The sequence below is a fragment of the Exiguobacterium sp. s63 genome (assembly GCF_018617335.1).
Classification (GTDB): domain Bacteria; phylum Bacillota; class Bacilli; order Exiguobacteriales; family Exiguobacteriaceae; genus Exiguobacterium.
Genome location: NZ_JACSKB010000001.1, coordinates 1,273,370 through 1,299,096, shown reverse-complemented (window position 1 = coordinate 1,299,096; position 25,727 = coordinate 1,273,370). Strand labels below are relative to the sequence as shown.

General features: G+C 47.5%; 35 protein-coding genes and 1 riboswitch. Of the genes, 25 read left to right on the top strand and 10 right to left on the bottom strand.

Going from position 1 to position 25,727, the window contains the following annotated elements; translation table 11 throughout:
* Positions 1 to 8 precede the first annotated feature (8 nt).
* Positions 9 to 494: an energy coupling factor transporter S component ThiW gene (gene thiW, locus KNO90_RS06600; RefSeq protein WP_215113277.1), complete on the bottom strand. Its 486-nt coding sequence runs from the start codon at positions 492 to 494 to the stop codon at positions 9 to 11.
* 66 nt (positions 495 to 560) lie between these two features.
* Positions 561 to 659, bottom strand: a riboswitch (TPP riboswitch).
* A gap of 39 nt (positions 660 to 698) precedes the next feature.
* On the opposite strand from thiW, the gene KNO90_RS06595 reads away from it, so the two are divergent.
* Complete coding sequence (locus KNO90_RS06595; protein WP_215113276.1) at positions 699 to 1,658, top strand: aminoglycoside phosphotransferase family protein; 960 nt, start codon at positions 699 to 701, stop codon at positions 1,656 to 1,658.
* On the opposite strand, the gene KNO90_RS06590 is transcribed toward KNO90_RS06595, so the two are convergent.
* A complete protein-coding gene (locus KNO90_RS06590) occupies positions 1,655 to 2,395 on the bottom strand; it encodes a hypothetical protein (protein ID WP_215113275.1) in 741 nt (246 codons plus the stop codon). The genes KNO90_RS06595 and KNO90_RS06590 overlap by 4 nt on opposite strands.
* A gap of 73 nt (positions 2,396 to 2,468) precedes the next feature.
* Positions 2,469 to 3,158, bottom strand: coding sequence for a hypothetical protein (locus KNO90_RS06585; RefSeq protein WP_214742316.1), 690 nt, complete (start codon positions 3,156 to 3,158; stop codon positions 2,469 to 2,471).
* A 94-nt stretch (positions 3,159 to 3,252) separates the two neighbouring features.
* Here KNO90_RS06585 and KNO90_RS06580 point away from each other — a divergent pair, with 94 nt between their 5' ends.
* From KNO90_RS06580 to KNO90_RS06525, 12 genes are all read left to right on the top strand, one after another.
* Positions 3,253 to 4,173 carry an AAA family ATPase gene (locus KNO90_RS06580; RefSeq protein WP_215113274.1) on the top strand — a complete coding sequence of 307 codons (921 nt, stop codon included), beginning with the start codon at positions 3,253 to 3,255 and terminating at the stop codon, positions 4,171 to 4,173.
* 2 nt (positions 4,174 to 4,175) lie between these two features.
* Positions 4,176 to 5,228 carry a DUF58 domain-containing protein gene (locus KNO90_RS06575; RefSeq protein WP_215113273.1) on the top strand — a complete coding sequence of 351 codons (1,053 nt, stop codon included), beginning with the start codon at positions 4,176 to 4,178 and terminating at the stop codon, positions 5,226 to 5,228.
* A gap of 64 nt (positions 5,229 to 5,292) precedes the next feature.
* Complete coding sequence (locus KNO90_RS06570; protein WP_215113272.1) at positions 5,293 to 5,832, top strand: ribonuclease FAU-1 family protein; 540 nt, start codon at positions 5,293 to 5,295, stop codon at positions 5,830 to 5,832.
* Between the two features lie 49 nt (positions 5,833 to 5,881).
* Positions 5,882 to 7,012, top strand: a complete 1,131-nt coding sequence (locus KNO90_RS06565; protein WP_215113271.1) for a tetratricopeptide repeat protein — start codon at positions 5,882 to 5,884, stop codon at positions 7,010 to 7,012.
* A gap of 11 nt (positions 7,013 to 7,023) precedes the next feature.
* Positions 7,024 to 7,455 carry a GNAT family N-acetyltransferase gene (locus KNO90_RS06560; protein WP_214742311.1) on the top strand — a complete coding sequence of 144 codons (432 nt, stop codon included), beginning with the start codon at positions 7,024 to 7,026 and terminating at the stop codon, positions 7,453 to 7,455.
* A gap of 130 nt (positions 7,456 to 7,585) precedes the next feature.
* Entirely contained in the window at positions 7,586 to 8,029 is a 444-nt protein-coding gene (locus KNO90_RS06555; protein ID WP_214742310.1) for a MarR family winged helix-turn-helix transcriptional regulator, read from the top strand.
* Between the two features lie 27 nt (positions 8,030 to 8,056).
* A complete protein-coding gene (locus KNO90_RS06550) occupies positions 8,057 to 9,049 on the top strand; it encodes a ring-cleaving dioxygenase (protein ID WP_215113270.1) in 993 nt (330 codons plus the stop codon).
* A complete protein-coding gene (locus tag KNO90_RS06545) occupies positions 9,046 to 9,675 on the top strand; it encodes an NADPH-dependent FMN reductase (RefSeq protein WP_374193977.1) in 630 nt (209 codons plus the stop codon). The genes KNO90_RS06550 and KNO90_RS06545 overlap by 4 nt, the downstream gene beginning before the upstream one ends.
* A 96-nt stretch (positions 9,676 to 9,771) precedes the next feature.
* Positions 9,772 to 10,251: a hypothetical protein gene (locus tag KNO90_RS06540; RefSeq protein ID WP_215113269.1), complete on the top strand. Its 480-nt coding sequence runs from the start codon at positions 9,772 to 9,774 to the stop codon at positions 10,249 to 10,251.
* A gap of 40 nt (positions 10,252 to 10,291) precedes the next feature.
* Positions 10,292 to 11,359 carry a saccharopine dehydrogenase family protein gene (locus KNO90_RS06535; protein ID WP_214742307.1) on the top strand — a complete coding sequence of 356 codons (1,068 nt, stop codon included), beginning with the start codon at positions 10,292 to 10,294 and terminating at the stop codon, positions 11,357 to 11,359.
* Entirely contained in the window at positions 11,356 to 11,853 is a 498-nt protein-coding gene (locus tag KNO90_RS06530; RefSeq protein ID WP_215113268.1) for an NUDIX hydrolase, read from the top strand. The genes KNO90_RS06535 and KNO90_RS06530 overlap by 4 nt, the downstream gene beginning before the upstream one ends.
* Before the next feature lie 42 nt (positions 11,854 to 11,895).
* Entirely contained in the window at positions 11,896 to 12,690 is a 795-nt protein-coding gene (locus KNO90_RS06525) for a GNAT family N-acetyltransferase (protein ID WP_214742305.1), read from the top strand.
* Positions 12,691 to 12,725: 35 nt separating this feature from the next.
* Here the strand turns inward: KNO90_RS06525 and KNO90_RS06520 are convergent, their stop codons facing one another.
* Together KNO90_RS06520 and KNO90_RS06515 are read right to left on the bottom strand one after the other, a co-directional pair.
* On the bottom strand, positions 12,726 to 13,511 hold the full coding sequence (locus KNO90_RS06520; protein ID WP_214742304.1) for an SDR family oxidoreductase: 786 nt from the start codon (positions 13,509 to 13,511) through the stop codon (positions 12,726 to 12,728).
* 72 nt (positions 13,512 to 13,583) lie between these two features.
* Complete coding sequence (locus KNO90_RS06515; RefSeq protein ID WP_214742303.1) at positions 13,584 to 13,898, bottom strand: hypothetical protein; 315 nt, start codon at positions 13,896 to 13,898, stop codon at positions 13,584 to 13,586.
* A gap of 144 nt (positions 13,899 to 14,042) precedes the next feature.
* Between KNO90_RS06515 and KNO90_RS06510 the strand changes: the two genes are divergently transcribed.
* The 3 genes from KNO90_RS06510 (at position 14,043) to KNO90_RS06500 (ending at position 16,011) form a co-directional block, all read left to right on the top strand.
* The gene (locus KNO90_RS06510; RefSeq protein ID WP_214742302.1) at positions 14,043 to 14,351 is read left to right on the top strand and encodes a hypothetical protein; all 309 of its coding nucleotides are present in this window, start codon (positions 14,043 to 14,045) and stop codon (positions 14,349 to 14,351) included.
* A 68-nt stretch (positions 14,352 to 14,419) separates the two neighbouring features.
* Positions 14,420 to 15,424, top strand: a complete 1,005-nt coding sequence (locus KNO90_RS06505; RefSeq protein WP_215113267.1) for a S66 family peptidase — start codon at positions 14,420 to 14,422, stop codon at positions 15,422 to 15,424.
* Complete coding sequence (locus tag KNO90_RS06500) at positions 15,421 to 16,011, top strand: NUDIX hydrolase (RefSeq protein WP_215113266.1); 591 nt, start codon at positions 15,421 to 15,423, stop codon at positions 16,009 to 16,011. Before KNO90_RS06505 ends, KNO90_RS06500 begins: the two co-directional genes overlap by 4 nt.
* Here the strand turns inward: KNO90_RS06500 and KNO90_RS06495 are convergent.
* A complete protein-coding gene (locus KNO90_RS06495; protein WP_215113265.1) occupies positions 16,000 to 16,464 on the bottom strand; it encodes a GNAT family N-acetyltransferase in 465 nt (154 codons plus the stop codon). The genes KNO90_RS06500 and KNO90_RS06495 overlap by 12 nt on opposite strands.
* Positions 16,465 to 16,574: 110 nt before the next feature.
* Here KNO90_RS06495 and KNO90_RS06490 point away from each other — a divergent pair, with 110 nt between their 5' ends.
* The 3 genes from KNO90_RS06490 to KNO90_RS06480 all read left to right on the top strand — a co-directional run bounded on the left by KNO90_RS06490 (position 16,575) and on the right by KNO90_RS06480 (position 18,635).
* On the top strand, positions 16,575 to 17,303 hold the full coding sequence (locus KNO90_RS06490) for a GNAT family N-acetyltransferase (protein ID WP_251127334.1): 729 nt from the start codon (positions 16,575 to 16,577) through the stop codon (positions 17,301 to 17,303).
* Positions 17,303 to 17,488, top strand: coding sequence for a hypothetical protein (locus KNO90_RS06485; protein WP_214742297.1), 186 nt, complete (start codon positions 17,303 to 17,305; stop codon positions 17,486 to 17,488). Before KNO90_RS06490 ends, KNO90_RS06485 begins: the two co-directional genes overlap by 1 nt.
* Before the next feature lie 163 nt (positions 17,489 to 17,651).
* Complete coding sequence (locus KNO90_RS06480) at positions 17,652 to 18,635, top strand: M23 family metallopeptidase (protein WP_215113264.1); 984 nt, start codon at positions 17,652 to 17,654, stop codon at positions 18,633 to 18,635.
* A 45-nt stretch (positions 18,636 to 18,680) separates the two neighbouring features.
* Here KNO90_RS06480 and KNO90_RS06475 read toward each other — a convergent pair whose 3' ends face one another.
* Positions 18,681 to 19,226, bottom strand: a complete 546-nt coding sequence (locus KNO90_RS06475) for a TraR/DksA C4-type zinc finger protein (RefSeq protein ID WP_214742295.1) — start codon at positions 19,224 to 19,226, stop codon at positions 18,681 to 18,683.
* A 151-nt stretch (positions 19,227 to 19,377) separates the two neighbouring features.
* Here KNO90_RS06475 and KNO90_RS06470 point away from each other — a divergent pair, with 151 nt between their 5' ends.
* Genes KNO90_RS06470 through KNO90_RS06455 form a run of 4 tightly spaced genes read left to right on the top strand, consistent with a single transcriptional unit; the run spans position 19,378 to position 21,038 of the window.
* Positions 19,378 to 19,902 (top strand): GrpB family protein, encoded by a 525-nt coding sequence (locus KNO90_RS06470; protein WP_215113263.1) that lies wholly within the window; start codon positions 19,378 to 19,380, stop codon positions 19,900 to 19,902.
* A gap of 56 nt (positions 19,903 to 19,958) precedes the next feature.
* Positions 19,959 to 20,258, top strand: a complete 300-nt coding sequence (locus KNO90_RS06465) for a hypothetical protein (RefSeq protein ID WP_214742293.1) — start codon at positions 19,959 to 19,961, stop codon at positions 20,256 to 20,258.
* On the top strand, positions 20,255 to 20,731 hold the full coding sequence (locus KNO90_RS06460; protein WP_353048479.1) for a GNAT family N-acetyltransferase: 477 nt from the start codon (positions 20,255 to 20,257) through the stop codon (positions 20,729 to 20,731). Before KNO90_RS06465 ends, KNO90_RS06460 begins: the two co-directional genes overlap by 4 nt.
* 4 nt (positions 20,732 to 20,735) lie before the next feature.
* Positions 20,736 to 21,038 carry a hypothetical protein gene (locus KNO90_RS06455; protein ID WP_214742291.1) on the top strand — a complete coding sequence of 101 codons (303 nt, stop codon included), beginning with the start codon at positions 20,736 to 20,738 and terminating at the stop codon, positions 21,036 to 21,038.
* 39 nt (positions 21,039 to 21,077) lie between these two features.
* Here KNO90_RS06455 and KNO90_RS06450 read toward each other — a convergent pair whose 3' ends face one another.
* The 3 genes from KNO90_RS06450 to KNO90_RS06440 form a co-directional block, all read right to left on the bottom strand.
* Positions 21,078 to 21,935, bottom strand: a complete 858-nt coding sequence (locus KNO90_RS06450) for a pirin family protein (protein WP_215113261.1) — start codon at positions 21,933 to 21,935, stop codon at positions 21,078 to 21,080.
* Positions 21,936 to 22,040: 105 nt separating this feature from the next.
* Positions 22,041 to 23,306 (bottom strand): hypothetical protein, encoded by a 1,266-nt coding sequence (locus KNO90_RS06445; RefSeq protein WP_215113260.1) that lies wholly within the window; start codon positions 23,304 to 23,306, stop codon positions 22,041 to 22,043.
* Between the two features lie 286 nt (positions 23,307 to 23,592).
* A complete protein-coding gene (locus KNO90_RS06440; protein WP_215113259.1) occupies positions 23,593 to 24,489 on the bottom strand; it encodes an aldo/keto reductase in 897 nt (298 codons plus the stop codon).
* Between the two features lie 148 nt (positions 24,490 to 24,637).
* Between KNO90_RS06440 and KNO90_RS06435 the strand changes: the two genes are divergently transcribed.
* Positions 24,638 to 25,249, top strand: coding sequence for a protein kinase family protein (locus KNO90_RS06435; protein ID WP_215113258.1), 612 nt, complete (start codon positions 24,638 to 24,640; stop codon positions 25,247 to 25,249).
* Between the two features lie 78 nt (positions 25,250 to 25,327).
* Positions 25,328 to 25,657 carry a four-helix bundle copper-binding protein gene (locus KNO90_RS06430; protein ID WP_215113257.1) on the top strand — a complete coding sequence of 110 codons (330 nt, stop codon included), beginning with the start codon at positions 25,328 to 25,330 and terminating at the stop codon, positions 25,655 to 25,657.
* Positions 25,658 to 25,727 lie beyond the last annotated feature (70 nt).

Genomic DNA, 25,727 nt, shown 5'->3' with positions numbered 1-25,727 from the left:
GGGAGCTTTTATTTGAGTACGCTCGGTCGCAATTGTTTCACGCGCGACAAGACGAGCCAACCGAGAAGCGCGCCCGTCAAACTAGAGGCAAGGAACGCTGGAACGAAGAAGAAGGCACCGAACGTCGAACCCATTAACAGTTTTGCGTACGGGACGGCAATCAACGAGGCGATGACACCGGTTCCGATGATTTCTCCGAGTGCGGCAGCATAAACGCGATTCGTACGAACGAAGAACATACCAGCAAGAAATGCACCAATCATGCCACCGGGGAACGCGAGCAGTGACCCTGTGCCGGTCATGACGCGAATGAGTCCGGTCACGAAAGCGACGAGGACAGCTCCGATTGGGCCGACGGTAGCTGCGGCAATCACGTTCACCATATGTTGAATCGGATAAGCGCGGGCGACACCTGTAGGAATCGAGATGAACATCGAGCCGACGACGGCGATGGCGACGAGCATTGCCATCCAAGTGAGTTGTTGAATACGCATGAATAGTCTCCTTTCAAAATAAAAACGCCACGTTTCCAGACGGAAAGATGGCGTGGACATACAGAGACGTATCCCAAGCCACTTCCCTACGCTGGTATGAGCCAGATCAGGTTCAAAGGGTCCGGCAGATGCCGTCTCAGCCCGAAGGCTCCCCTAGTGGTCGTTTATTGATTTGAGTATAGCATAAATTGGAAGGAGACGAATATGGAACAACCATCTGTTTTCTGGGAAAACACTGATCTCAAGCACACGTTTGATCAGTGGATTGATGAATATATTTCGAATGAAACATGGTATGTCGAAAAAGATATGGATTTGACGTATCTGGTGCATGGGTATGGCGTCTATGCCAAAGCGGTCACTTCCATCAGTCAGAGTGAAGGAGTATTATCACAACATCTTGCTCACATATTCCCTCAACTCGTGCCAGACGTAGTCGCTGTTCATCCGATTCATCCATGGTTCATTTTGCGCGAAATCCCCGGTCACCCGTTACGTGATACACCCGATCAGGTACAGTATGAGGTTGCGCTACGGGAGTACGCCAAGTTACAGCAACAAATGAGTGGTGAAACGGAGCGACTTCTAAAAATGGGGGTTCCAGATCGTCGTCCGGCTATTTTAAAGCAGGAAATCGAGTCAACACTTGTTGAGATGACTCTAGGGATGAAGCGAGAGCAGCGAGAAACAATCATTTCGCTAAAACCTGAACTACTGTCGATGTGCGATGAATTAGAAAGCGGCATTCCAATGAGTCTTGACCACGGAGATTTGCATGGAGGGAATATTTTCTGGGAGCCTGAAAGCAATCTACCGATGATCCTTGATTGGGGAGACGCGACAATCACCCATCCGTTCTTTAGCATGCGTGTCTTTTGGAACGCCTTGTTCGATTTATTGCCGGAAGAGGACGATACATTATGGATGAAGAAAATCCGAGAGTTTCGCAAGATTTATTTGAAAGAATGGGCACACGTCGCGCCAAAAGAAGTACTCGAGCATCAAATGAAGATTGCCGAGGAATTGGGATGCGTGTATCGGGCGATCTCATGGCACACATACGTCACGGCACATCGCCGGGACAAAAAAGATTCCAGCGACAAACCGGCACAATGGCTCAAGTTGTTGCTGGAATATCGTAAGTTACAATGTGACACGGATTAACTTTCATTTTTGGCTAACAGGTCCTCATAGTCCTTCTCGTTCCAAAAGAGCGGTGAGATGGATTCGGGACCTTTTAAAATTTCTCCATCCTGATCATATACGATGGCATATCCGTTCTCGACATCGAATACGAACAAGTCGGCAGTGACTTCCGTCACGCCATCCCCGGCGATGATCACGTCATCGATTGGATCCCTTGCCAGTTCGACGCCCGCTTCGTCGAGTTCGACGAGAAGGGCTGACGTGTAGGCGTGGCGGTCATAGACCGCTTGGAATTCATTCTGCGTGAGAACGACATCGGTAGGTGGGGCACTTGTACCGAATTTTCGATTTTCAATCTCTTCAACGTATTGAAGGAAGGATTCCTCCTGCCAAAATAGCGGAGTGACCGATTCAGAGCCGTTGATCACCGTTCCGTCCTGACTGTCGAAAATGGTGGCATACGTCCCGTCATCGAGCTTGAATGGGTAAATATCCGCATACGTATGCTCGAGGCCGTTTCCGGCGATGATGACGCGTTCGAACGTCTCCCGAAACGGTTTGATGCCTTGTTGCTCGAGCGCAACGAGGAGCGGTTTCGTTTGTTCATATTGGTCATAGACGTCTTTAAAGTCTTCGCGCGTCCATTCTGTGATGGGTTCATCCGGTGATTCGATCGGAATCGGATTGTCTGCCACTGTATCCGTACAACCCGTCAGTAAAAGTGCACTTAATCCGAAAATCGTCCATCGCCTCATGATTTCATCCCCTCAACTTACATTTTCCACCATTTTATCATTCGTTGTGAAAAAGCAGAACCTGTGCACATTCTCACTCGGGGTGAGGACGTGTTGTGTAGGAATCGAGTGTGTTCTTGAAGTGAAGTGTATCGTCTTCAGAAATCGTCACACCTGAGGAGGTGCCGTAGCGGACCGCATGATAAACGGAAGGATTCATCGGTAAATCGATGCGTTGGAACCACTCTTGCAATGTCTCATGGGCACGCAACCGCTTGGCGGGTACGAGAGATTGGTTAAATGTGATTAGCGCATCGCGAATCGGGATATTTGTGAACGCTGTGAGCGTTGAAACAGACGAATCGTTCTGGTTCTGCACGTCTTGTTGGAACAAGTCTATGCTTGAATCGATGCTTCGTGTACGCGCCAAAAGTTGCTTCCGTTTTCGATAGACATAGAAACTGAAGCAACAGAATGCGATCAAAGCGACGAATAACCCGAGATTTCGTCGTGTTGATTCTCCAGATTCCGTGATTCTCTCAAAAAAGTGATGTTTTCCTTTTTGAGGATCCAATTCAAACGGGTAATCTGCTTTGGATTCACCAATTAAAATGCCATCATCCTCATCCGATAGGAGATCAGTCGGGGGACTATTATTTTCCTCGACCGGTATCGTTTCCGGGTTATAGAGCCATTCGAATACCCCGGTCGCAACCACCATCATTGTAAAGGTGACGAGAAGTGTGGCGGCAATCATGAGAAAAAACTTGTTCGTCCAGCGCAAGAAGTTACCTCCTTTTTGAATGTTCAGACTATTTGTTGTTTATCTTACCATAAAAAGGTAAAGTTTGATTAAGACAAAAAATGGAGGTCATATCATGGGCATGGAGCGAGTCATCAAACAGTTGAACGAGGTGTATTTAGGAAAAGAGGATGTCGTGCGTCTCTGTTGTACGGCGTTACTCGCGGAAGGGCACATTTTGTTAGAGGATGTACCGGGTACGGGAAAAACGTTACTGGCCAAGACGATTGCGGCCAGCTTTGATGGGGCATTCTCTCGCATCCAGTTCACGGCCGACTTGTTACCGTCTGACGTAATCGGCGCAGACTATTTCAACATGCAGACGCAGACGTTCGATCATCGACGAGGACCGATCTTTGCGAATATCGTCTTGATCGATGAAATCAACCGAGCGGTCCCACGAACGCAGTCCGCCTTGCTCGAGGCGATGGAAGAACGACAAGTCTCCATCGGGGGAGAGACGTATCCGATGCCGAAACCATTTTTCGTCATCGCGACGCAAAACCCGATCGAATCAGCGGGGACGTTCCCGTTACCGGATGCCCAACTCGATCGCTTCTTGATTTCGATTCCAGTCGGTTATCCTGATGTTGCGGAAGAGAGAGAACTCCTCTTACAAGTGATGCGCCAAACGAGGAAAACCGTAGAGGCGGTTGCGACGTTAGACGAGTTACGCTGTGCTCAGGAGGAAGTGAAGCAAGTATCGATCCAAGATGATGTCCTCGATTACTTACTCGGGCTCGTCCATGCGACCCGGGAACATGCATCCGTCGAGGTCGGTGTCAGTCCACGCGGAGCCATTGCGCTCATGCGAACGTCTCAAAGTTATGCCTATCTGAACGATCGATTGTACGTCATTCCGGAAGATGTGAAAGCCGTGGCACCTTATGTCTTGTCCCATCGTTTGACGTTGACGCTTGAAGGAGGCATCAAATCGACGAAACAGGACATCATCCGCTACATCTTAGACACCGTTTCTGTGCCGGTCGAGGGTTGATGATGACATTCTCGACACATAACGCCCTACAGAAACAATGGATTCCGGTTTATGGATTCGTTGGGGTGATTCTCGTATTCGTCCCGTACATGGAGATTGTCGGATATGCCCTTTGTTTACTTGCGGGCATCGTCTGGTTCTTCGAACGGACGCGGAAACAGTTAGAGCGAGCCCTTCGTCTTCATATACATACACACGAATCTCTTCTCTTTGTTGGGGATGAGACGGAAGTGCAAGTGATGTTAGATGGAAGTGAAACCCTCGAACGACTCGGACTTCCGGTTCGTGTTCGACTGAAATCCAATACGGCGCTCAGCTTTCCAGACCATGACCGTTCCCCAAATAGTTTAGATATGTCGATACGAACAGACCAGGCCCGTCACTCGCTCCGCGTTCAGGCCGAATTTCGGGGACCAGCTTATATCGAAGAATGCGTACTCGCTGTTCCGCTCCCGTTTCATCTCGGGACGTATCTTCTTGAGTGCCCCATCGAGAAGCGATGGACGGTATTGCCGTCGCTCACGTTACACCCACCCGTCGGCACGAAACGTTTAGCGCTCGGGGACCGACCTTTGACCGCATCGCCGCTACGGAATCCACTGCAGGTTCTAGGGTCAAAGTCTTATGAAGGAGAACCGGTCAAAGAGATTGACTGGGTCGCGACGGCGAAACTTGGACGAGTCCAATCGAAAGTCTTTCAAAAGACGTCGCTCGACACGTTCACATTCGCAGTTGATTTGAGTGGACCATCTGGCTACACGTTGCATCACGACTTTGAGTCGATCATCAGCCAGGTCGCATATGTGACGACTCGTCTGTTAAAAGAGGAGTGTAAAGTCGAACTGTTCATCAATCGCTTCAATGGCGAGGGAAAGATGGAGCATATCTCTCTTCAAGAGGGGGAACGAGGTTCACGCCTCATCCTTTTGATGTTGGCCGACCTCCATCCCGGGAACCGCTTCATCTCGACAGACGCGTTCGTACGTATGGTCGAGCGGAAACGCTTGAAGCAAAGCCATTTCGTCTGGTTCAATCAGCACAACCTGTATGACTAACAAGGAACTTTCCTTCTTCTGGCGAACTGTATCATATACAGAGATGACCAAAGGGGAGATCCATATGGCAAAACGAAAGTATGCGAATCGACGAGACTGGGAACGGATTTTAAAGAACCGCTACGCGCAAGTTCGTGTTCAGACGGAACAATTTTCAGGCGTCGTCGCCTTATTCCAAATCGATGAGGTTCGGGCACCTCAATATAAGATGCATAACGGCGAAGAATTCATCGTGGCAGATGCCGGGTTTGGTTGGCTCCAATATTTCCCGGACAATGAACCGTTCGGTGTGACGGTCATGTTCAACCCTGACGGTGAAATCGTGCAATGGTATATCGACCTCGTCGACCGAATCGGCGACGAAAATGGCATTCCGTACATGGACGACTTGTTGCTCGATATCCTCGTATTTCCGAACGGGGATATCGTCAAAAAAGATGAGGATGAGTTCAAAGCGGCGACTGAGAGCGGCGAATTGACGCCTGAACAAGTCGAGCGGGGATGGCGTGAGTTTGAAGCGACGCTCAAACGGATCAAACGTGGAGACTTCGTCTACTTTGATTTGGCAAAAGGACATTACGAACAGTTAAAACAAAAACTATGAGCGAACAAACTCTCTCTGCTACAGTAAGAGCGTAGGAGGGGGAGTTTTTATGAAAAGAATTGAAATCGAGACGTGGGCACGACGTAAGCACTTTGAGTTTTTTAAAGCGTTTGACGCGCCACATTTCAACGTGACGGCGAACGTGGATGTGACAAATCTCTATACATATGCCAAGGCGAGCAATCAATCGTTCTTCAAGCTCTTTTTATATGGTGCTGTGAGAGCGGCGAACGCGATTCCGGAATTACGCTATCGAATCCGTGGAGAAGAGGTTGTCGAACACGAGGTGGTCCATCCTTCGTTCACGGTCATGTTAGACGAGGGTGTCTTCAACTTTTGTGCGGCCACGTTCCATGAAGATTTACCGACGTTCTTACAGGAAGTGACGACGCGGATGGAGCGAGCTGCTGATGAAGTCGTGGTCGGGGATGACGAGCCCGACGATTTGCTGTATATCACGAGCGTCCCGTGGGTCACGTTCACGAGCATCATGCATCCGACGCATCAGCAACAAGACGATAGCGTGCCACGCATCGCCTGGGGCAAGTTCGAGCGTCAAGGAGAGCGTCTGGTTATGCCGTTATCCGTTCAAGCCCATCATGCACTCGTTGATGGGGTACATATCGGCAAGTATTACGAAACACTACAATCTTGGTTAGACGAAGATTTCGTACAGGAGGGAACCGACGTGATAGAGGAAAGTGAGTTTGATCGAGCCGTTCGCCTCCATGAAGAGGGACAGCTCGAACAGGCGAAGCAACTGTTCTTATCGCTCTTACGACAGGATGAGAAGAATCCGAGACTTCATGCATATTGTGCCTGGTGTTATGACTCGCTCGGGGAAGAACGTCAAGCCGTACCGCATTATGAGCGGGCTATCCGACTCGGGTTGACGGGGAAAGAGTTGGTCGAATCGTATCTCGGACTCGGCAGTACGTATCGGGCACTCGGACGATACGCAGAGGCGGAACAGTTATTTGAAGAGGCGATTGAGCAATTCCCGAATCACGGGGCGCTCAAGGTGTTTCAGGCGATGACGCATTATAACGTCGGTCGCCATGAAGAGGCGACGGGCGCGTTACTCGAGCTGCTCGCTAGCCCGAAGCCGGACGAGAGCATCGCAAGGTACCGCCGTGCCATCGCATTCTATGCGAGAAACTTAAATGAGATATATGACTAAAGGAGAATGACATGATTTCATTACGTCCGATCGATGCACAAAATTGGTATACATGCTGTCAACTGGCATTAAGTGAACAGCAACAGTCTTATATGGAGCCGAATGCGATTTCGTTACTTCAAGCGATGTATGAACCGACGCTACGCCCGCGTGCGATTTATGAGGAAGAGACGATGGTCGGCTTCCTCATGTACAACACGGAGCCGGAAGAATTGGATGCATGGTGGATTTACCGAATCATGATCGACCATGCTCATCAAGGCAAAGGGATTGGTCGACAAGCGACAGAGCTGATGCTTGAAGAAATTGGCGCAGAGAAACCGATTGTCGTCGGCTATCACCCTGAGAATGAGGCAGCGCATCACTTATATGAAAGCCTAGGATTCGTTGATGAAGGCCATCGATTCGGTCGTGAGATGGCTGTGATTCGGCGAGGGGAATGAGACGGAAACAACCCGTCTCATTTTTTTAATCAAATCGATTGACGACAAAATCATCACGTGATATATTTATCTCGAATTAAAGATATTTGAATTTAAGTTAATGGCTCTCTTGGACAAAGGAGGGAGACAGATGGAACCATCTGATGCATTGAAGACAATTACTGTGCTGTTGCGCGCCTCTCAGTCGTTACAAGACCTGGTGAAGCAGGAAGTGGCGTCTTACGGATTGAACGCGACCGAGTTCGCCGTACTCGAGTTTTTATATCATAAAGGGGATCAACCGATTCAAGTCATCGGAAAGAAAATTCTCCTCTCGAGCGGAAGCATGACGTATGTCGTGGACCGATTAGAGGAGAAAGGGTATCTCGTCCGAAAAGCTTGTCCGAGCGATCGCCGCATCACATATGCGGCGCTAACGGATGACGGAGAGCGCCTGATGCAAGATATTTTTCCGAAGCATACGGAGCATATGAATGTATTGTTTGAAGGATTATCTCTAACAGAGACGATTGAACAGTTGAAACAAATTGGGAAGCGGGCAGAAGCCGCAAAAAATTTTAATCATGTATCTTGAAATCAAGATATAAAAGGAGAGAGAACGATGAACCACGTAAAAGGAATTCACCACGTCACGGCAATCACGAGTAGTGCCGAAAAAAACTATGATTTCTTCACCCATATTCTTGGGATGCGCTTAGTGAAGAAAACGGTCAACCAGGACGACATTCAAACGTATCACTTATTCTTTGCGGACGATAAAGGGAAGGCGGGGACAGACATGACCTTCTTCGACTTCCCAGGTATCCCGAAAGGTAAGCACGGAACAAATGAGATCGCGAAGACGTCGTTCCGCGTACCGACAGATGAAGCGTTGACGTATTGGGTCCGTCGATTCGACCGTCTCGGTGTCGAGCACGAAGGGATTCAAGAACAGTTCGGGAAGAAGACGCTCTCGTTCATCGACTTTGATGAGCAGGCGTATCAACTCATCTCGGATGAGTTCAACGAAGGCATCGCGTCGGGCGAGCCGTGGAAGAACGGTCCAATCCCGCTTGAATACGCGATCACGGGACTTGGTCCAATCTTTATTCGCATCGCCGATATCACATATTTCAAACAAGTGATGGAGCAAGTGATGCTATTTAAAGAGATCGGGCGAGAAGGTGATGTGTATCTCTTTGAAGGAGGTGAAGGTGGAAACGGAGCGCAAGTGATCGTCATTCACGACGAGACATCTCCACAAGCGCGTCAAGGGTTCGGTACCGTGCACCATGTCGCATTTCGTGTCGAAGACCGCAGCGTCCTCGATGAATGGACAGCACGTCTCCAACAGTTCGGTTTGCCGACTTCTGGCTACGTCGATCGCTTCTTCTTTGAATCATCCTATGCACGTGTCGCGCCGCAAATCTTGTTCGAATGGGCGACAGATGGACCTGGATTCATGGGAGACGAGCCGTACGAGACGGTCGGTGAGAAGTTGTCACTCCCGCCGTTCCTCGAAGCGAAACGTTCGCAAATCGAGGCGATGGTACGACCAATCGATACAGTCAGAAGCACGAAAACATTTGAGAAAGAATATGAGGGCATGAAATGAGTTTCTTGAATCGCTTATTTGGAAAATCAGATGCATCACAACATAACCAAGGAGGAACTACTATGTTAAACATCGGAATCGTACTCGGATCAACTCGTGAAGGTCGCGTCAGTCCACAAGTCGGGGAATGGGTGAAAGAACTCGCCGACAAACGTGGCGATGCCAACTATGAAGTCATCGACATCGCAGACTACAACTTGCCGCTTCTCGGTGAAGCTGGCCAAGACGCATCAGGCGCAGCAGCCTGGTCGGAGAAAATTGCGCAAATGGACGGATTCATCTTCATCGTCCAAGAATACAATCATTCCATCTCAGCATCTCTTAAAAACGCACTCGACTACTTACGTGTCGAATGGAACAACAAAGCAGCTGGAATCGTCTCATACGGTTCTGTCGGTGGAGCACGGGCAACGGAACATTTACGTGGCATCTTGAGTGAATTGTCAATCGCTCACGTACGTGTCCATCCTGCGCTCTCACTCTTCACGGACTTCGAGAACGGGACGCATTTCGCACCGAAAGATGTGCAAGCACAATCGGTCAACGACATGCTCGACCAACTCCTTCCGTGGACGGAAGCGATGCAATCGGTCCGCACGAAAGCCGGAGAAGTTGCAAACAATTAACAAATCGCGAAGCCAGCCTGAATTCAGGCTGGTTTTTGTGCGTTTTCAAGTGGATTGCGCTAAAGTGGAGAAGAATGGAAAGAAAGGAGGGATTCGATGGTGAAACGAAAAATCATCGCGGCTTCCTGGACTGTGCCCATCTATGCGCTTCTATTAAGCATTGTTGAATTTTCGCAACAAACACTTGTGGAAACTTCATTTTTAGAGAGCGTATCTGGATTTCTATTATTATGTACGGTTTACATGGCTTATAGTTTTCCCATCATTTTTACATATGGCGTCGTGACATCGTGGTTTAGTGATTGGGTCGCAAAGCGATTCAATTCGGAACGCGTACAGTTGTTCATTTCGTTCGTTTTACATATTCTATTTGGACTCATCTTGTCATGGTTGAGTCTGCTCGCAGCCGTTTTGTTCTTCCTGATTGATCGTCGATTGATGAATCAGATCGATGTGACGAAACGAGTGGTAATCAAAAATCTTTTCATCCCGATTGGATGCTGGCTCGTTGCGATGGGGAGTGTATATCTGATTGGAGTCGTTCAAGATTTCTTCGTTCGATTCAACTCGATTTAGGGAAACGAACATGGACAAACTCATACAAGGAGGTTTCAAGATGAAATGGATGATTTATGGGGCGAATGGCTATACGGGGGAACTGATTGCCCGACAGGCTGTCCGTGACGGATTGCGTCCGATTCTTGCCGGTCGGAACGGACGTGAGATTCATCGCCTCGGGGACGAGCTCGACTGCGAGACAGCAATATTTGCATTAAGTCGCGAAGCGGCAATCGAGGCGCTTCACAATGTGGATTTGGTACTTCACTGTGCGGGTCCGTTCACGGATACGAGCCAAGTGATGATTGAGGCATGTCTGGAAACGGGCACACATTATTTAGACATTACCGGGGAAATCGACGTGTTCGAATATGTCCATTCTAAACAGCGAGCGGCTCAAGCCAAAGAACGTGGTGTGATTTTATGTTCCGGTGTTGGGTTTGATGTCATCCCAACAGACTGTGTCGCACGAAAATTACGGGAACTTTTGCCGGATGCGACGACACTCGCCCTCGGATTTTCGGCGGCAGCTGGTATTTCTCCAGGTACGATGAAAACGGCTGTCCGTGGTCTTGGATCGAGCAGTATGGAACGTGTGAACGGGAAACTATCATCATTCCCAATCGGGGCAAAACGAAGAACGATTGATTTCGGACGTGGAAGCCGTACCGCCATCGCGATTCCTTGGGGAGATGTTTCGACCGCCTATTATACGACGGACATCCCAAATATTACGACGTGGGTGCCGGTCCCGACAGCGGCCGCTTATTTGGCACGCGCTTTGTCCTGGTTCAGCCCGATTCTTGGAAAAGAGGCGGTGCAGGAACGATTGCTCCGCTATGTCGATGAGAACGTATCGGGACCAAATGAAGCCGAACGTGAAAAAAACTCGACGTATGTATGGGGCGAGGCAACAAATGAGGGGGGCCGTAAAATCATCGTTCGCATTCAAACTGCGAGCACGTATGCCTTCACCGTATATGGCGCACTCGCCGTCGTCAAACGATTACTTGGCTCCGGCGGAATGCTTGCTGGAAGTTTCACCCCAGCCATGTTGTTTGGCTCACACTTTATCGAAGAGATTCAAGGCTCCTCTTCGTTCACGATTGATGAGATTCGTCCATGAAGCGGGAAATGTGGGATTTACTCGACGAAAATCGGCAACTGCTCGGTCGAACCCATTTTCGTGGGGATGAACTAGAACCGCATACATTTCATACGGTCATCGAAGTGTTCACGTTCGATTCGGATGGGAGACTCTTGCTATCAAAACGCCATCCGGACAAGACGTACCCGCTTCTGTGGGAAGGAACTGGGGGCTCGATTTTAGCTGGAGAAACGAGTCGACAAGGTGCGGTCCGTGAGCTGAAAGAAGAGCTGGGGCTATGCGTGTTGCCTGAGCAACTTCGGTTCGTGACAACGATTAAGCGGGGCACCTATTTCTTGGATCTGTACTGTTACGTATGCGAGAACCCCATTGACTTAGGACAACTCACTTTACAAGCGGATGAAGTGATTGATGTGAGGTTACAAGAATGGGAAGCCGTGTTAGGATCTGAGGACCTCGTTCCTTCTGTACGAGAACGAATGATTCAGTACGGTCATCTCATCCGAACGTGATCTGCTACACTCAACATGAAAAAAGACAAGGGAGGGAACAAAGTGAAACGTTTAGAATTGGCACGACGCATCGAGCGCATCAAAGCAGAGGGGACGTCTGCTTACATTCGACATCGCAAACAAACCCCTCCCTATGAAGGTGCGGAACTGCACGTAGAAGGTAAAGGACACGTGTTTAAAATGGGGAATATGAGCTTTGCGGTCGGATTCGGGTTGAATCGACCGACAAGCTTTTATGATCTGCATCAAATGGAAAAGTGGGTACGCGGGAAAAACGTATCACGTCTACATATCGAAGTTTGTCCATTGGCAGAGGACTCGTTACTCCGCTTGTTGCAAGAGCGTAACTACACACTCGATCACTTTTTAGATGTGTGGACGTTGGATTTGAAACAATATTCGTCTGATTCTACAACGACCCAGGTCGAAAAAGTAAAGAATGAAACAATTCATGAGTGGGCACATGCGATTGCGGCAGGATTTGCCGAATCCGGAACCATCCTTCAAGAAACGATTGATACGGCTAAAGGATTCTATGCACTCCCGAGTAATCACGCCTATCTCGTCCGAGAAGCGGATACTGTCGTAGCAGGTGGGATTTTAGCGATACAAGACGGAATTGGAGAATTGTTTCTGACGAGCACCGTCCCGGCATATCGGCAAAAAGGGTATCAGACGCAACTCATTTTGGAACGGATTGCCGAGGCGAAAGCGCTTGGCTGTGACGTCTTGACCGTAACGACGAAAGTCGATTCGGCATCTGGACGTAATATGGAACGGCTCGGTTTTCAGCCGTTCTACCAAAAAGCTGTCATGAAAAGTCCTATTCTCAAATAAGCAGGCCGTCTCGGATGAGACGACCTGCTTTTCGATTACAAGAGGGATTCCGCACCGTCAACGTAAACCTCAGAGCCCGTGACATGGCTCGACATGTTGCTTGCAAAAAACAAGACGACGTCCGCGACTTGTTTGGCGGAACCGGACTTTCCGGCGAGTGGCTGGTTCCCGAGCGGATACTCGATGGGAATAACGACTTCTTCAAGCAATGCATCGTCACGATTGGTCGAATCATCGATATTTGTATCGATGGCCCCTGGACAGATGGAGTTGACCCGGATTCCAAATTGAGCGAGTTCGGCGGCAGCCATTTTCGCAAAACCGGTCTGTCCCGCTTTTGTTGTGGCATAACCACTGAAACCGAAATTTTTAAAATAGCGGTTGCCATTGATTGATGAAGTGATAATGATGCTTCCACCCTTCTCTTTCAAATGTGGAATCGCATGTTTGACGGTTAGGAAGGTCCCGGTGAGATTCGTCTCGATGACACCGTTCCAATCCTCTAAAGATAAATGTTCAATCGGTGTGATGGCCCCGTTTCGTCCAGCGTTCGCGAAGACGATATCGATTTGACCGAATCGATCCATCGTCTGTGCATACGCTTCTTTCATCGCCTGCTCATCCGACACATCCACACGAATACCGATGGCGCGCTCTTCCCCCACAAGACTAGCGAGACGCATCGCCTCCTCCTCATTCAAGTCGAGAATGGCGACTTTCGCACCCGCTTGAATAAAGCGAATGACAGCGGCGCGTCCGATTCCAGAGGCCGCTCCCGTGACGAACGCTACTTTTCCAGATAATAATTTGTTTGAAATCAATCCGACCACTCCTTTTTGGATTCTGTTGTCATATTCCACAGTTCTGGAAAAGTTACGCTTCATTTCAAAAAATCATGGTGCCATGACTTCAATCGTCCGCGCGATGTTCAAGTTCGAATTCGTCGGAATGACCTCGATTGTTACCAGTTGGCCGCTCTGTAGCCCTTGTACGCTGTTGACGATGCCAGTGACTTCGGTTTGATCATTGATCAAGATGACACGCAATGTGACTTCTTCAGAGGATTCGGTAGATTCAATCAATATTTGGGGGATATCGACTCGTTCAATCTGTCCTTCGACCATGTTGTCATTCCACGTGCTCAGCCAATAAACGGCGACTAAAAAAAGACCGAGAAAGATTAAGGCAAAGGTTAATCGTGAACTCATGTCTACCTCACTCCTTTGTCGTCCCGTTTCGCATCTCATCTAATGTATCTTTACCCAGAAATTCTCTCATTACTTGAAAAAATAGTAGGAATCATAAGAAAAATGGGGAATAGAAAGAAAAACGAAAAGGTGAGGTGTGGGCGAATGTGGATGATGATGGGAACACTCGGTTTGGTGGCTTGTGTATGGCTCACGTTTGGTTGGTATACAATTGGTAATGCAAAACGTCGAGTGAAAGGTGGGCTCTTTTCACTCAGCCTCATTTGTCTATTCGCTCCACTTTTACTCGTGAAATTAGGAGAACAGTACGGATTTTTCGGCGTACAAATCGGATTAATCACATTATTCGGCTTACTGGCGGGGGCCTTTTTCTTTGTGGCGCTCGGATGGACAGGACGACCAGCAAAAGTTCGGAAAGTGAGAACGTTATCGGAAGACCCTGATTTATTTTGAAGCATGGCTGACCACTCCTACGGTATAATGCGTTCATAACCATGTTACGAGGGAGTGGAGTGGGAATCATGATTAAACCGCCAAAGCTGCAAGTCGGGGATACGATAGGAATCATTACGCCTTCTTTTCCGGCACCTGTTCAATTTGAGGAACGCTATCAACGTGGCGTCGAACAGCTCAAGCGAATGGGATTCAAGGTGAAAGAGGGCATGTGTACATATAAAACAGAAGGATTTCGTTCATCGTCCATTCGAGATCGCGCGGACGAACTGAACGCATTTTTACATGATCCTGAAGTGAAGGCGATCATCAGTACGATTGGTGGAACGAATTCGAACTCATTACTACCGTATATCGATTATGAGCAATTGCGACGTCAACCTAAAATCATCATGGGTTATAGTGATGTGACGGCAATTTTGATGGCGTGTTATGCAAAAACGGAAGTCGTTACATTTTATGGACCGGCGATCGTCCCTTCTTTCGGGGAATATGGAGGAATGTTTGAGGCGGGCGAGCAATATGTCAAAGACATTCTCTGCTTAGAACGAAACGCTCCGTTTCAGTTACATATTCCTGATGAATGGACCGAAGAGATGCTCGATTGGTCAACGCAACAACGCGTCAAGACATTGCAGCCGAATGAAGGGTGGATCCCACTAAAGGGTGGGAAGGCAAGAGGGGCGTTGATTGGAGGGAATTTGAATACGATGTCCGGGTTTTTCAAATCAGATTATTATCCTGATTTGAAAGGAACGATTTTATTCCTAGAAGACTCGTTCAAAACGATGGCTGAAGAAGAACGGTCGCTCAGCATGCTAAAATTGGCTGGCGTATTTGATGAGATTTCAGGTCTGATCATTGGGAAACATGAGCATTTTCAAGATCAATCGGCCCCCTTCTCATTCAATGATTTATTGCTCGAAGTCATCGGAGATACGAACATCCCGATTCTAACGAACGTTGATATTGGACACACATTCCCATCGCATGTCTTCCCGATTGGCATTCAAGTCGAGTTAGATGCGACGAATGGAATAATTCGATTTCTAGAAAATGGGGTGTCCACATGAAAGAACTCCTCATGATTTTTGATGCCAATCATCAAAAAATAGGAGTGAAAGAGCGGGAACAAGTTCATCTGGATGGGGATTGGCATGAGACGTTCCATTGCTGGCTCTGGAAAGAAGACCTCATCTACCTTCAGCGAAGAAGCATGGGAAAGAAGGATTTTCCCGGGAAATATGATATTACCGCAGCAGGACACCTCACTGCAGGCGAGACGATTGTTGATGGCATTCGTGAAATCGAAGAGGAACTCGGACTCTCCTTGAGGTTCGAGCAACTCACGTCTCTTGGTGTCTTTGAGGATGTGATTGAACTGGACGGGTTTGTCGACCGCGAATTTGCACATACGTATAGCTATGTCTATCAAGGAGAGCCGATTCATTTTGACGACGAGGAAGTGATGGAGATCGTATCGGTAAACCGGAACGAGCTTTTGGCGCTTACAGAAGGAAGCTTGCGTACGATTGAGGGACGCTCTCTTATGACGAATCATCTTGTCCGAATCAAACAAACCGATTTAGCCCCCCATCGTCTGACTTACTGGCAAAACGTATTTGAGAGTTTGACACGAATGGATGCCTCAAATCGATAAGGAGAGAATCCGTTGCTCACCAATCGGACCATCGATGCGACGTCCTGTATCAACCCATCCAACGTGCGTATAAAGGGAAAAAGCAGCTTCGTTTTTCAGATTGACCGACAGAACGACTTCACGAATATGAGGAAATTGTTGTTGTACGAACTTCGGAAGTTCGTGGAGTGCTGCTTTAGCGTAACCTTGTCTTTGGTCGTCATAGTTGATGGCGAAAGCGGAGAAGAGCAAGGCATGAGGTTCGCTCGTATAAGATGCGACGCGTTCATTGTCATGGAGTAAAAACATTCCGACCGGTTTCGTACTGAGGACGACAATCGGATAAGTGCCATCAGGTAATGGATCATCCATGTCTTTAGGCAGGGTCGTATACTTTTCTTGGTCCGTCGGTAGCGTGATCGTATCGAGAATTGGTCGATGCGTATCATTTCGATCGTCTAGTGTGATTTTCATGAGGAGTCTCCTTCAATTGTAAGTAAATTCATTTAGAAGAGAGGAATTATATGTCGACACAACTTACATATCGTCAAAACCCGCCACTATAAGATTTGTATCGCGCGTTTATGACTGGTTTTTCTGATTATATCATTCCGTTTCAATTCGATGAGCAGACGTTCGAAGACATCTTTCTCGTACGAGATCAAAATCAACCGTCTCGTTCCATCGTCGCTTACGATGGCGAAACGCCAGTCGGTGTCGTATTGAGTGGGATTGCTTATCTCGATTCGAAATGGCAGACACGTTGTGGTGGACTCGCAGTCGCCCCACACGTTCGGAAGTTAGGCGTTGCGACCGAATTGATGCAACGATTTGAAGCGGAAGCAAAAGGTACTCGCTTACTTGAAGTCATTCAAGGGAACGTTGCGGCGCTGTCTCTCTATCAACGGCTGGGTTACAAAACGACTCGCGAAATCCTTTACTTCCAAGCGGTCTCATTAGAAACGACCGCAAATATGACTTCTGAACCGATTCAAACGTTATTTGATGAGGTGTATCCGGCAGCGAATCATGTTCCGATTTGGCAACGCGATGTACGGTTGACCCAACAAGCAGCTGAGTTAGTGAAAGTCGTAGAAGGAAATCGAATAGGATTTTTATTATACCGCGATCACGTATTGCTCGATGTTTTTGGACGAGCAGAAGAAGCGGAATGGCTATTGCGGGCGGCAGCAAGCCGAACGCCACTTCACATCACGTTGACGTCGGACCGCCCTGAATGGGTCGAAGCGGCACGGCGATTAGGGTTTGTCCAAGATGAGATTACTCAATTTGAGATGGTGAAGAACGCCTGATGAAGCGGTTACTAGTTATTTGTATCATCGTATTAATTGGTGGGAATACTGCGACATTGATTGCCCTGACGACCAATCTCCCACAAGGTGTGTCGCAAGGTCTACTGTTAGGTGGCGTGAGTGTAACCCTTCTTTCTATCGGTGGCATCCTATGGGCGGGATATTATACAAAAAAGCGTAAGTGAAATCCTTGTGAAGTGATCTCTGAAATTCTCACATGATGCTGTCATGTATGACATGAAAATGAAAAACTTCATATATTGAAATTTTTAACCCCCAGTGGTATATTCGCACATGTAGCTTTTTTGGAGTTCATGAATGTATCAATTTGGAGGGTTTATTATATATATGTGGAAACAACTCATCATGACAGCAGGTGTCGGTGTGCTCTTATGTCAAGGGCAGACGGCATCCGCTAGCGAAATGACCCCGCAAGACCTCGTACACACAGAAAAATCTGTGCAACAGACGAAGCAGCAAGTCAAAGAAACAAAACAATCCATTCACGCCATTAAAACGAAATTGAAGCAAGTCGATCATCATGCAGAAGCGTTGCGCGATAAAATCGAAGGTACTTCTAAAAACTTGGAATCTATCGAAAAAGAGCTTGTACCGGCAGAACAATCACTCTTTGCGAAAGTCGTTTCTTCTGTGTTGCCAAGTGCGAAAGCAGAGGCCGCTGAAGCCGAAGAGGCGCATCAGACACTCGTTGAGAAGAAAAAACAAACGAGTGAAACGCTGAAACAGCTAAAAGAAGAGCAGCAACAAATTGAAGCGACACGTCAGGACGTGAAGACGTCATATGATGAAAAGTCGAAACAGTATAAGAAGCAAACGAATCAATTGAGCGATTTGAAAAAACAATATGAAGCGATGGCGCCAGACCAATTCTTAATGCCGGCGGAAGGGCGCCTCTCACAAGGGTTCGGTGCAGCGAGCGGTCAGTTCGGATACACATTCCACAATGGATTAGACATCGCCGCTAAAACAGGCACGCCTATCTATGCCGCAGAAGCAGGGAAGGTCACTAAAGTCAGTGCGAGCGGACCTTATGGAAATCATGTGCAGATCGAACACAACGTGGATGGTCAAACATGGACGACGGTTTATGCTCACATGCACAAAGTGAATGTGAAATTAGGACAGACAGTACGTCAAGGTGAAGCGATTGGTCAAATCGGTACCACGGGCAACTCGTCAGGTCCACACTTGCACTTTGAAATTCATAAAGGGAACTACAATTTCTCTGCTAGTTCAGCTGGGAATGCCATTGATCCGATGAAAGTGGCAGCACGCCTAGGTGGTGCTTCTCCGGTGAAAGCAACGTTTTAATCAGACAGATGCCCTGAGCCTCGTAAACGAGGTTCAGGGCATTTTTTATTGTTCGCGTGTCGGGTCGTGGTTGCCTTCACTATCGGCAATCGTATCCGAACTTCCATAGTCTTCTACTTGGGAGAAGGCATCTGTTTTTTGCCCAGGTTCATCCGTTCCGTCTAGTTCTTTGCGACGGGCCGTCTCGTTCGGGTTCAGCACATCCTCTTCGACCGGTCGATCGAGTTCGTGAGCATGCTCTTCCTCTTCTTGTGCACGGGCGTGTTCGATGCAGAGCGTAGCTTCTGGGATGACCTCAAGGCGATCTAGTTCGATGTCTTTCCCGCACACTTCGCACTTACCATACGTCCCGTTCTGAATGGCGAGCAAGGCTTTATCGACATCACTTAAGAACTCTTCATCGAGTTCATTCAGTGCTTGGTCGCGCTCTCGTAAAAAGAGCTCTTCACCTGAGTCGGCAGGGTGATTATCGTAATGAGAGAGTTCGCCTTCATCGTATGTTTCTTCTCGCCCATCCATGTATCCTTCTGTTTTTGCTTTTTCTTTCAATAGACGTTGTTTAAACGTTTCGATTTGTTTTTCTGTCAACATCGTTATTCACGCTCCAGTTCTCAAGTCATTAATATAAGGTTTCCCATTTTATTTGCGTACAAACCTTTTGAAGTGGAATCCATCCTGTCGAGCAGTGTGCAGAACGGGTATGATGACAATAAAGAGTATTGTTTTTGAGGAGGAACCAATCATGCGAAAAGTTGAAGTGGTCGCATACAATCCAGAATGGAAGGGTCGGTTTGAAGAAGAGGCAGGCAAGTTGAGCCGTTTATTTGAAGGAGAGCTTGTTGCGATTCATCACATCGGGAGTACGTCGGTCGAAGGACTCGCGGCGAAGCCAATCATCGATATGATGCCTGTCGTTCGAGAGATTGAGCGAGTCGATGCGTATACGGAACGAATGGAAGCACTCGGGTATCGAGGACTTGGAGAATACGGGATTCCCAAGCGCCGCTATTTTCGAAAAGGGGAAGAAATGCGGACGGTTCACGTACATGTATTTGAAGAAGGCAATCCAGATGTCGTGAGACATCTCGCTTTCCGAGATTATTTGCGTACATTCCCTGACGTGCGCGATGCGTATGGAGAATTGAAGTTGCAACTCGCAGCGCAGCATCCGGAAGATATGGAGGGTTACATTCAAGGAAAGCACGAGTGGATTATCGAAACGGAACGACTAGCGACGAAATGGTATAAAGAAAATCATGATGTGTGAAACCTTTTGTGGGAATCACCGTATATGATATTAAACCTTGAAGGGGGAGATCTCATATGAAACGGTTTCTTGGAAAGTGCGTCGAATACGCCTTGGCGGCACTCGTTTTCGTCGGTTTGTTCTTTGTTCTCCGAATGATTGCAGGAGATACAGATAAAGGGTATATGTTGACGCTACTCGGCTCATTTTTTCTTGTGTTACCCATCTCGCTCCTTGTTGGTTACTTCTTGGCTCGTCCGCTTCAACGTCGCCTAGAAGGGAGAGGGACATCATCTTCGAAAGAGCATACGTTACAGGGGACTGAAAAACCACACGGTGTAAATGAAGATCGAAACCCTTCAAACTATATCGGATGAAGGATATCTTATTTAAGCCAACAACGGATGCCCGCCTCGTCGCACGGCTGAATCGGTCGATCCATGAGCATCATGTCAATATGAATCCGACTTTTTTTGCAGAGTATGAGGAAGAGAAGATGTATGAAGCTTTTTTGACGCTGATTGGACGACCGGGTCATCATTATATGGTGATGGAGCTTGAAGCAACTCCAATCGGCTACATATGGTTTGAGGAGAAGGTGGGTGAGGCGACCGCATTTCGTCAAGCCGTTCGAACGATTTATATTCATCACATCAGCATTGACCCGATGTATCAGCGAAAAGGATACGGTCGACGCGTGATGGAATGGATGGAGCGTTGGGCATTAACCCATCATTTTAGAACGATCGAACTGGACTACTGGATGATCAACACAGATGCTGCCTCTTTTTACAGCGAGCTTGGATTTGTTCCAAAACGTCAGATTGTCATGAAAAAATTGGAGGAATGAAATCATGGAATTACTTACAATCGGAATCGGTATTCTTGGAGTATTGTCATTAGGTTGGTTCTTTTATAGTTACTGGCTCGGATATAAGGGTGGCAATATCGTGATGACCCTCGATGAGCACTATACGAAACTTGAGGAATACGTGCCGGCTATTTTGGCGAAATTATATGAAGATGGAAAGTCCGCTAACTATCTTGGAGACCGCAAGTTCGAAGTGGAAGGGAAACGTTATGTGCTCGTCGAGCGTACCGTACCGATTGGGAACGTACCTACACAACAGACGGTGTTACAACCAGATCGATCATAATTAGGAAAGGGAGCTCTCGAGTTGAGAGGCTCCCTTTGTTTATTTCACCGCTGGAGGACCGAACACGCCACTATGATAATCACGAAAGGCTTGGCGAATCTCTTCTTCCGTGTTCATCACGAATGGGCCGTGCGCGATATACTCTTCTCGAATCGGCTTTCCAGAATAGACAAGGAGGCGTGTACGTGTCGTGGCCTTCAGTCGAAGTGTGCTCACCGCCTCAGATGTTTCATCGAACGTCAGCGTCGCCACGTCCGTTTTGGTAAGTGGCGTGCTGGACGTTCCGACTTCTACAGACCCAGCTAAAACATATAAAAAGCTGTTATGATTCGCAGGCAAGATGTGTTCGTATTCGCTGCCTTCCTTCAATGATATTTCTGTCATCGTGATGGGGACGAGGCTTTCCATCGGTCCTTTTACGCCCGCGATTTCGCCGGAATAGACACGAAGCTGTCCGCCGTCGAAGGGAACGACGGGTGCGTCCTCGACGTATACGTTCTGATAGGAAGTCGTTGTCGTTTTTAACGACTTTGGCAAGTTCAACCAAAGTTGAAGCGTATGAATTAAATCATCGTCGACCGCTTCTTCGGCGTGACGGGCAGCCCATCCAGCATTCATATATTGAACGTCACCGGCGTCCAATATCGAATGTCCTCCATGATTATCAATATGTTCTAGACGACCATCGATGACATACGTGATCGTTTGGAATCCGCGATGGGGATGGTCCGAAAACGTCCCACGCTTGAACCAGTCTTCTGCCATCAAAATAAACGGATCAAATTCCTCTTTTTGTTCCGGGGGCAACACCCAACCCTGTTGCACATGGGGATATCCGTTTTGTCGGTAAGAGACCCGCCAATGACGGTTCACGTCTCGAATAAATGGATTTGTCAAAATGATTCACTCCTTTCCTTTCTTATCTTCCCAAAAAATGTGTTCCATCGGACGAGATTTGCCTCGTGAATATGCAAAAAGACAGATGCGTTCGCATCTGTCGGATTATGTGTTTTGTTCAAACAGGTTATACCACTTGATGGCGTCCTCACGTAATAGCTTAAAATGGGCGCCTGTCTCTGAATTGGTTACATACACATCGGCACCATCATAGCTGACATCGAATGTTTGGGCACATACGCCTTGAAACAACGTGACATACGGTGTTGGAGCGGGTTTTCCTGCATAGGCAGTTGCATTTGCTCGTTTGATTGCGCCGAAAATGAATTCCATTTCATCGTGACCCACATGATGTAAGAAGGATTCATCTTTCGATTCTGTACCGAGAAGCGCCAAATCATGAAAAATAACATGACGTTGACTGCTTAATTTATGGTGAATCTGTTCGTTCAATTCTTTCCCATAGAGTAACTGGGGTTCATGATACGTAAGTGAGACAGTCTGGCGATGAGCTGTTCCATCTTTCATGAATGTAAAACTATAGAGCGAATATTCATGCCCAGGTACAAGAACAGAAGGAAGCTGCGGAGCTGTCTTTGCCCCGAACATTTGTGAAATCTGCGCATGTTTTGGTCGCAATACCTCTTGATAGTTATTTTGATCTTGGCTCGTATAAATCGCATATTGTAACGCATCATCGGATTCCTCTGTCCCGAGTCCAATCGACAAATAGGGAGGGTGCGAGGAATCAATTGGAATTTTCAAGTGGTCTTCGCCTTCAGATGATGTAAAAGTGAGTTCAAATTCCCCGGTAAAGGGCATCGTGATGTGGAAAAGAGTATGTTCAATCCCTTTTCTTTCTGGATAGGGCTCATTACCTATCGGTTTTTGCATCTCTTGTGCAAAGTGCTCATATTCATGTGGTTCCGCAAATCGGAATTTTGAAACATCCGGATACGTTTTTGCTGCATATTGGGCGTCATTTAAACTCTCAGGGAGTGTGGTGATTTTTGTAACATACGTGATGGAATCGAGCTGACATTGTACATAGGATTTATTTTCGACAGTGAAAAAAGTTGCTGTCGGAAAGTTAGCATTGGCGGCAGAATCGGTCAGTGGTTGTGTCAATGTAATCGTCCCGAGCCAACGTCGTTCACCGTTTGGAATCGTCGGAATCGCATGGTCTGGTTGACACATCTCAATAATAGCGGCGCGATCGGATTCTGGCATTTCGATTTGCTGTCCATTAGGTAACAGGGCACGTCCTTGATAATATTCAGGAGCGGGTTGAAGTCGGAGTGCGCGTTCTTCCTCGCATCCGAATAAGAAAAATAGGATAACGAGGGTACTGAAAATCAGGTACTTTTTCACATCGGTACTCTCCTTTGGTGAATCACTTTCACCATTCTAGCACCATTTTTTTGTGACTTTAGTCTTAGGAAAATTAATTTGTTATTTCGAAAAAAAATCAAAAAACCCGTTCGACTTGAACTGAACGGGGAGAAAAACCAATTATGTCTTATTTTTACTTTTTGACTCTTTAGCGGTGTCGATTTTTGACGAAAAATCGTTGGTGTCATGCAATTTTAGAAAAAGGTAATTTTTCTTCTAAATTGCCACGTTATAATTCGGTGGGATTTATTTGATGAAGGTCCCTTTAATCGACATCTCGTCCGCGTGCCGCCTTCAAAATTTCAAACCATTCTTCTCGTGTGAGGTCGATTTGAAGAGCATCGACACCTGTCTGAACACGCTCGATTTTTCCTGATCCGATGATTGGCATGATGTTCGCAGGGTGTTTGACGAGCCACGCATATACGATCGAGTCAATCCCGCTCGCGTTGTGACGTGCACGGATTTCCTCAAGTTTTTCACGAAGGGGTGCGTACTGTTCGTCTTTGAAGAGTTGACCTCCAGCAAGCGGGCTCCAAGCCATGAGCGGCATCCGTTTTTCGTGACAAAGGTCGACCGATCCGTCTTCGAAGTGCTTCAATTGCATCGGAGAGAGTTCAAGTTGATTCGTCACGAGTTGGAACGGGAGTCGTGATTGGAGCAAGTTCTGTGTCGATGGCACGTGGTTGGATACGCCGAACTCACGTACTTTACCGCTATCACGCAACGTAATGAAAGCTTCGGCCACTTCATCCGGGTTCATGAGTGGGTCTGGACGGTGGATAAGTAACGTATCAATATGATCAATTGCCAACTCTTTTAACGAACGCTCTGCTTGCGCGATGATATGCTCTTTTGTCGTGTCGTAATAATTGAGTGTTTGACCCGGGTTGAACGACCCTGTCAACTTAATTCCGGTCTTTGTGACAATCTCCATCTTGTCTCGGAGTTCAGGCTTTAATTTCAAGGCCTCCCCAAACAAGCCTTCACACGTGTAACCGCCATAAATATCCGCATGGTCGAATGTCGTGATGCCAAGCTCAAGACATTGTTCGATAAACGTGAGGCGTTCCTGTGGGGTCATGTCCCAATCAGCGAGACGCCACATCCCATGGACGATGCGTGAGAATGATAATTCTTCTGTCAAAGCGATGCGTTGCATTATAACTCCTCCTTAGTTGTCAGTCGCTCTTCATTATACGTCTTACGAGAAAGGACGTCACTTGTCACCAACTCGAGCAGTTTTAACGTCAAATGAGCTTGAATGCGTTATGATGAGGGGGAAGAGAATGAAGAAAGAGGCGTGACGGATGAGTAACTATAAACAATATGCGGATGTCACCTTCGAAAGAGTGGGTGACTCGTTTCAGGTAGCCACGATGCACCCAGATCTTCGTTTACATGGCATCGGTCGAAGTGCGGCCGTGTTTCGTTTAAAGGAAAAGGATCGTGTTATCAAAGTATTCTTTCCAGGTTATGAACAAATCGCAACTGAAGAAGCGGCAATCTATGAAAAACTAAAGGGGCTCCCTTACTTTCCGAAGTGCTATGAGTCTGGTGCGTCATATATCGTGATGGATTACATCGAAGGAAAGACGCTATTTGAGTGTCTGACGGAAGGCGTCTGGATTGACCCGTCTTACATCGAGGTAGTAGATGAAGCGCTTCGACAAGCGCGGTTGCTAGGACTGACCCCGTCTGATGTCCATTTACGAAACATTATTTTGACCCCGAACGGACAGATTTTCTTGATTGATTTGGCACGCTTCAGACAAGGGCAACAAATCGATCATCAGTGGGAAGACTTGAAGCGGATGTATCGATTGTATCGCTATCGTTTCATGCCGAAACAATATGATGAGTCACTACTGAATCGAATCGCTTACTTGTATCATAAGTTCGTGAACGACCCGGATTTTTGAACCGGGTCGTTTTTCTTTCGCCGATTAGGGAACAGCAGTAACGTGTCTAAAATTGAGGAAGCGAAAGGGGAAGGATGTATGGCTTACCGAATCTATGCGAACGAACTTGAAATGCTCCACGAATGTGTGGAAACGTGCAACTACTGTCTGGAATCTTGTTTAGAAGAAAAAGACGTACAGATGATGGTCGATTGTATTCGACTGGATCGCGAATGTGCCGCTGCCTGTGCGTTTCTTGCCGAGGCGATGACGCGTGATTCGGCATTCGTTCCTGAACTCGCGCGAGCGTGTGCGGTCATCTGCAAAGCATGCGCACAGGAGTGTGGAAAACATAAGCACGCACATTGCCAGGAATGTGCGCGTGTCTGTACAGAATGTGCCTCGATGTGTGACCGCTTGGCCGCATGATTTGAGTGACCGGTTGATGGGACCGGTCACTTTTTTCGTGTCTTTTGAAGAGGGGATTCGTATAATGAAA

What these genes read in the sequence shown, in the direction of transcription:
- thiW (WP_215113277.1), bottom strand. Translation starts at nt 494, where the DNA reads ATGCGTATTCAACAACTCACTTGGATGGCAATGCTCGTCGCCATCGCC.
- KNO90_RS06595 (WP_215113276.1), top strand. Translation starts at nt 699, where the DNA reads ATGGAACAACCATCTGTTTTCTGGGAAAACACTGATCTCAAGCACACG.
- KNO90_RS06590 (WP_215113275.1), bottom strand. Translation starts at nt 2,395, where the DNA reads ATGAGGCGATGGACGATTTTCGGATTAAGTGCACTTTTACTGACGGGT.
- KNO90_RS06580 (WP_215113274.1), top strand. Translation starts at nt 3,253, where the DNA reads ATGGGCATGGAGCGAGTCATCAAACAGTTGAACGAGGTGTATTTAGGA.
- KNO90_RS06575 (WP_215113273.1), top strand. Translation starts at nt 4,176, where the DNA reads ATGACATTCTCGACACATAACGCCCTACAGAAACAATGGATTCCGGTT.
- KNO90_RS06570 (WP_215113272.1), top strand. Translation starts at nt 5,293, where the DNA reads ATGGCAAAACGAAAGTATGCGAATCGACGAGACTGGGAACGGATTTTA.
- KNO90_RS06565 (WP_215113271.1), top strand. Translation starts at nt 5,882, where the DNA reads ATGAAAAGAATTGAAATCGAGACGTGGGCACGACGTAAGCACTTTGAG.
- KNO90_RS06560 (WP_214742311.1), top strand. Translation starts at nt 7,024, where the DNA reads ATGATTTCATTACGTCCGATCGATGCACAAAATTGGTATACATGCTGT.
- KNO90_RS06555 (WP_214742310.1), top strand. Translation starts at nt 7,586, where the DNA reads ATGGAACCATCTGATGCATTGAAGACAATTACTGTGCTGTTGCGCGCC.
- KNO90_RS06550 (WP_215113270.1), top strand. Translation starts at nt 8,057, where the DNA reads ATGAACCACGTAAAAGGAATTCACCACGTCACGGCAATCACGAGTAGT.
- KNO90_RS06545 (WP_374193977.1), top strand. Translation starts at nt 9,046, where the DNA reads ATGAGTTTCTTGAATCGCTTATTTGGAAAATCAGATGCATCACAACAT.
- KNO90_RS06540 (WP_215113269.1), top strand. Translation starts at nt 9,772, where the DNA reads ATGGTGAAACGAAAAATCATCGCGGCTTCCTGGACTGTGCCCATCTAT.
- KNO90_RS06535 (WP_214742307.1), top strand. Translation starts at nt 10,292, where the DNA reads ATGAAATGGATGATTTATGGGGCGAATGGCTATACGGGGGAACTGATT.
- KNO90_RS06530 (WP_215113268.1), top strand. Translation starts at nt 11,356, where the DNA reads ATGAAGCGGGAAATGTGGGATTTACTCGACGAAAATCGGCAACTGCTC.
- KNO90_RS06515 (WP_214742303.1), bottom strand. Translation starts at nt 13,898, where the DNA reads ATGAGTTCACGATTAACCTTTGCCTTAATCTTTCTCGGTCTTTTTTTA.
- KNO90_RS06510 (WP_214742302.1), top strand. Translation starts at nt 14,043, where the DNA reads ATGTGGATGATGATGGGAACACTCGGTTTGGTGGCTTGTGTATGGCTC.
- KNO90_RS06505 (WP_215113267.1), top strand. Translation starts at nt 14,420, where the DNA reads ATGATTAAACCGCCAAAGCTGCAAGTCGGGGATACGATAGGAATCATT.
- KNO90_RS06500 (WP_215113266.1), top strand. Translation starts at nt 15,421, where the DNA reads ATGAAAGAACTCCTCATGATTTTTGATGCCAATCATCAAAAAATAGGA.
- KNO90_RS06495 (WP_215113265.1), bottom strand. Translation starts at nt 16,464, where the DNA reads ATGAAAATCACACTAGACGATCGAAATGATACGCATCGACCAATTCTC.
- KNO90_RS06490 (WP_251127334.1), top strand. Translation starts at nt 16,575, where the DNA reads ATGACTGGTTTTTCTGATTATATCATTCCGTTTCAATTCGATGAGCAG.
- KNO90_RS06485 (WP_214742297.1), top strand. Translation starts at nt 17,303, where the DNA reads ATGAAGCGGTTACTAGTTATTTGTATCATCGTATTAATTGGTGGGAAT.
- KNO90_RS06480 (WP_215113264.1), top strand. Translation starts at nt 17,652, where the DNA reads ATGTGGAAACAACTCATCATGACAGCAGGTGTCGGTGTGCTCTTATGT.
- KNO90_RS06475 (WP_214742295.1), bottom strand. Translation starts at nt 19,226, where the DNA reads ATGTTGACAGAAAAACAAATCGAAACGTTTAAACAACGTCTATTGAAA.
- KNO90_RS06470 (WP_215113263.1), top strand. Translation starts at nt 19,378, where the DNA reads ATGCGAAAAGTTGAAGTGGTCGCATACAATCCAGAATGGAAGGGTCGG.
- KNO90_RS06465 (WP_214742293.1), top strand. Translation starts at nt 19,959, where the DNA reads ATGAAACGGTTTCTTGGAAAGTGCGTCGAATACGCCTTGGCGGCACTC.
- KNO90_RS06460 (WP_353048479.1), top strand. Translation starts at nt 20,255, where the DNA reads ATGAAGGATATCTTATTTAAGCCAACAACGGATGCCCGCCTCGTCGCA.
- KNO90_RS06455 (WP_214742291.1), top strand. Translation starts at nt 20,736, where the DNA reads ATGGAATTACTTACAATCGGAATCGGTATTCTTGGAGTATTGTCATTA.
- KNO90_RS06440 (WP_215113259.1), bottom strand. Translation starts at nt 24,489, where the DNA reads ATGCAACGCATCGCTTTGACAGAAGAATTATCATTCTCACGCATCGTC.
- KNO90_RS06435 (WP_215113258.1), top strand. Translation starts at nt 24,638, where the DNA reads ATGAGTAACTATAAACAATATGCGGATGTCACCTTCGAAAGAGTGGGT.
- KNO90_RS06430 (WP_215113257.1), top strand. Translation starts at nt 25,328, where the DNA reads ATGGCTTACCGAATCTATGCGAACGAACTTGAAATGCTCCACGAATGT.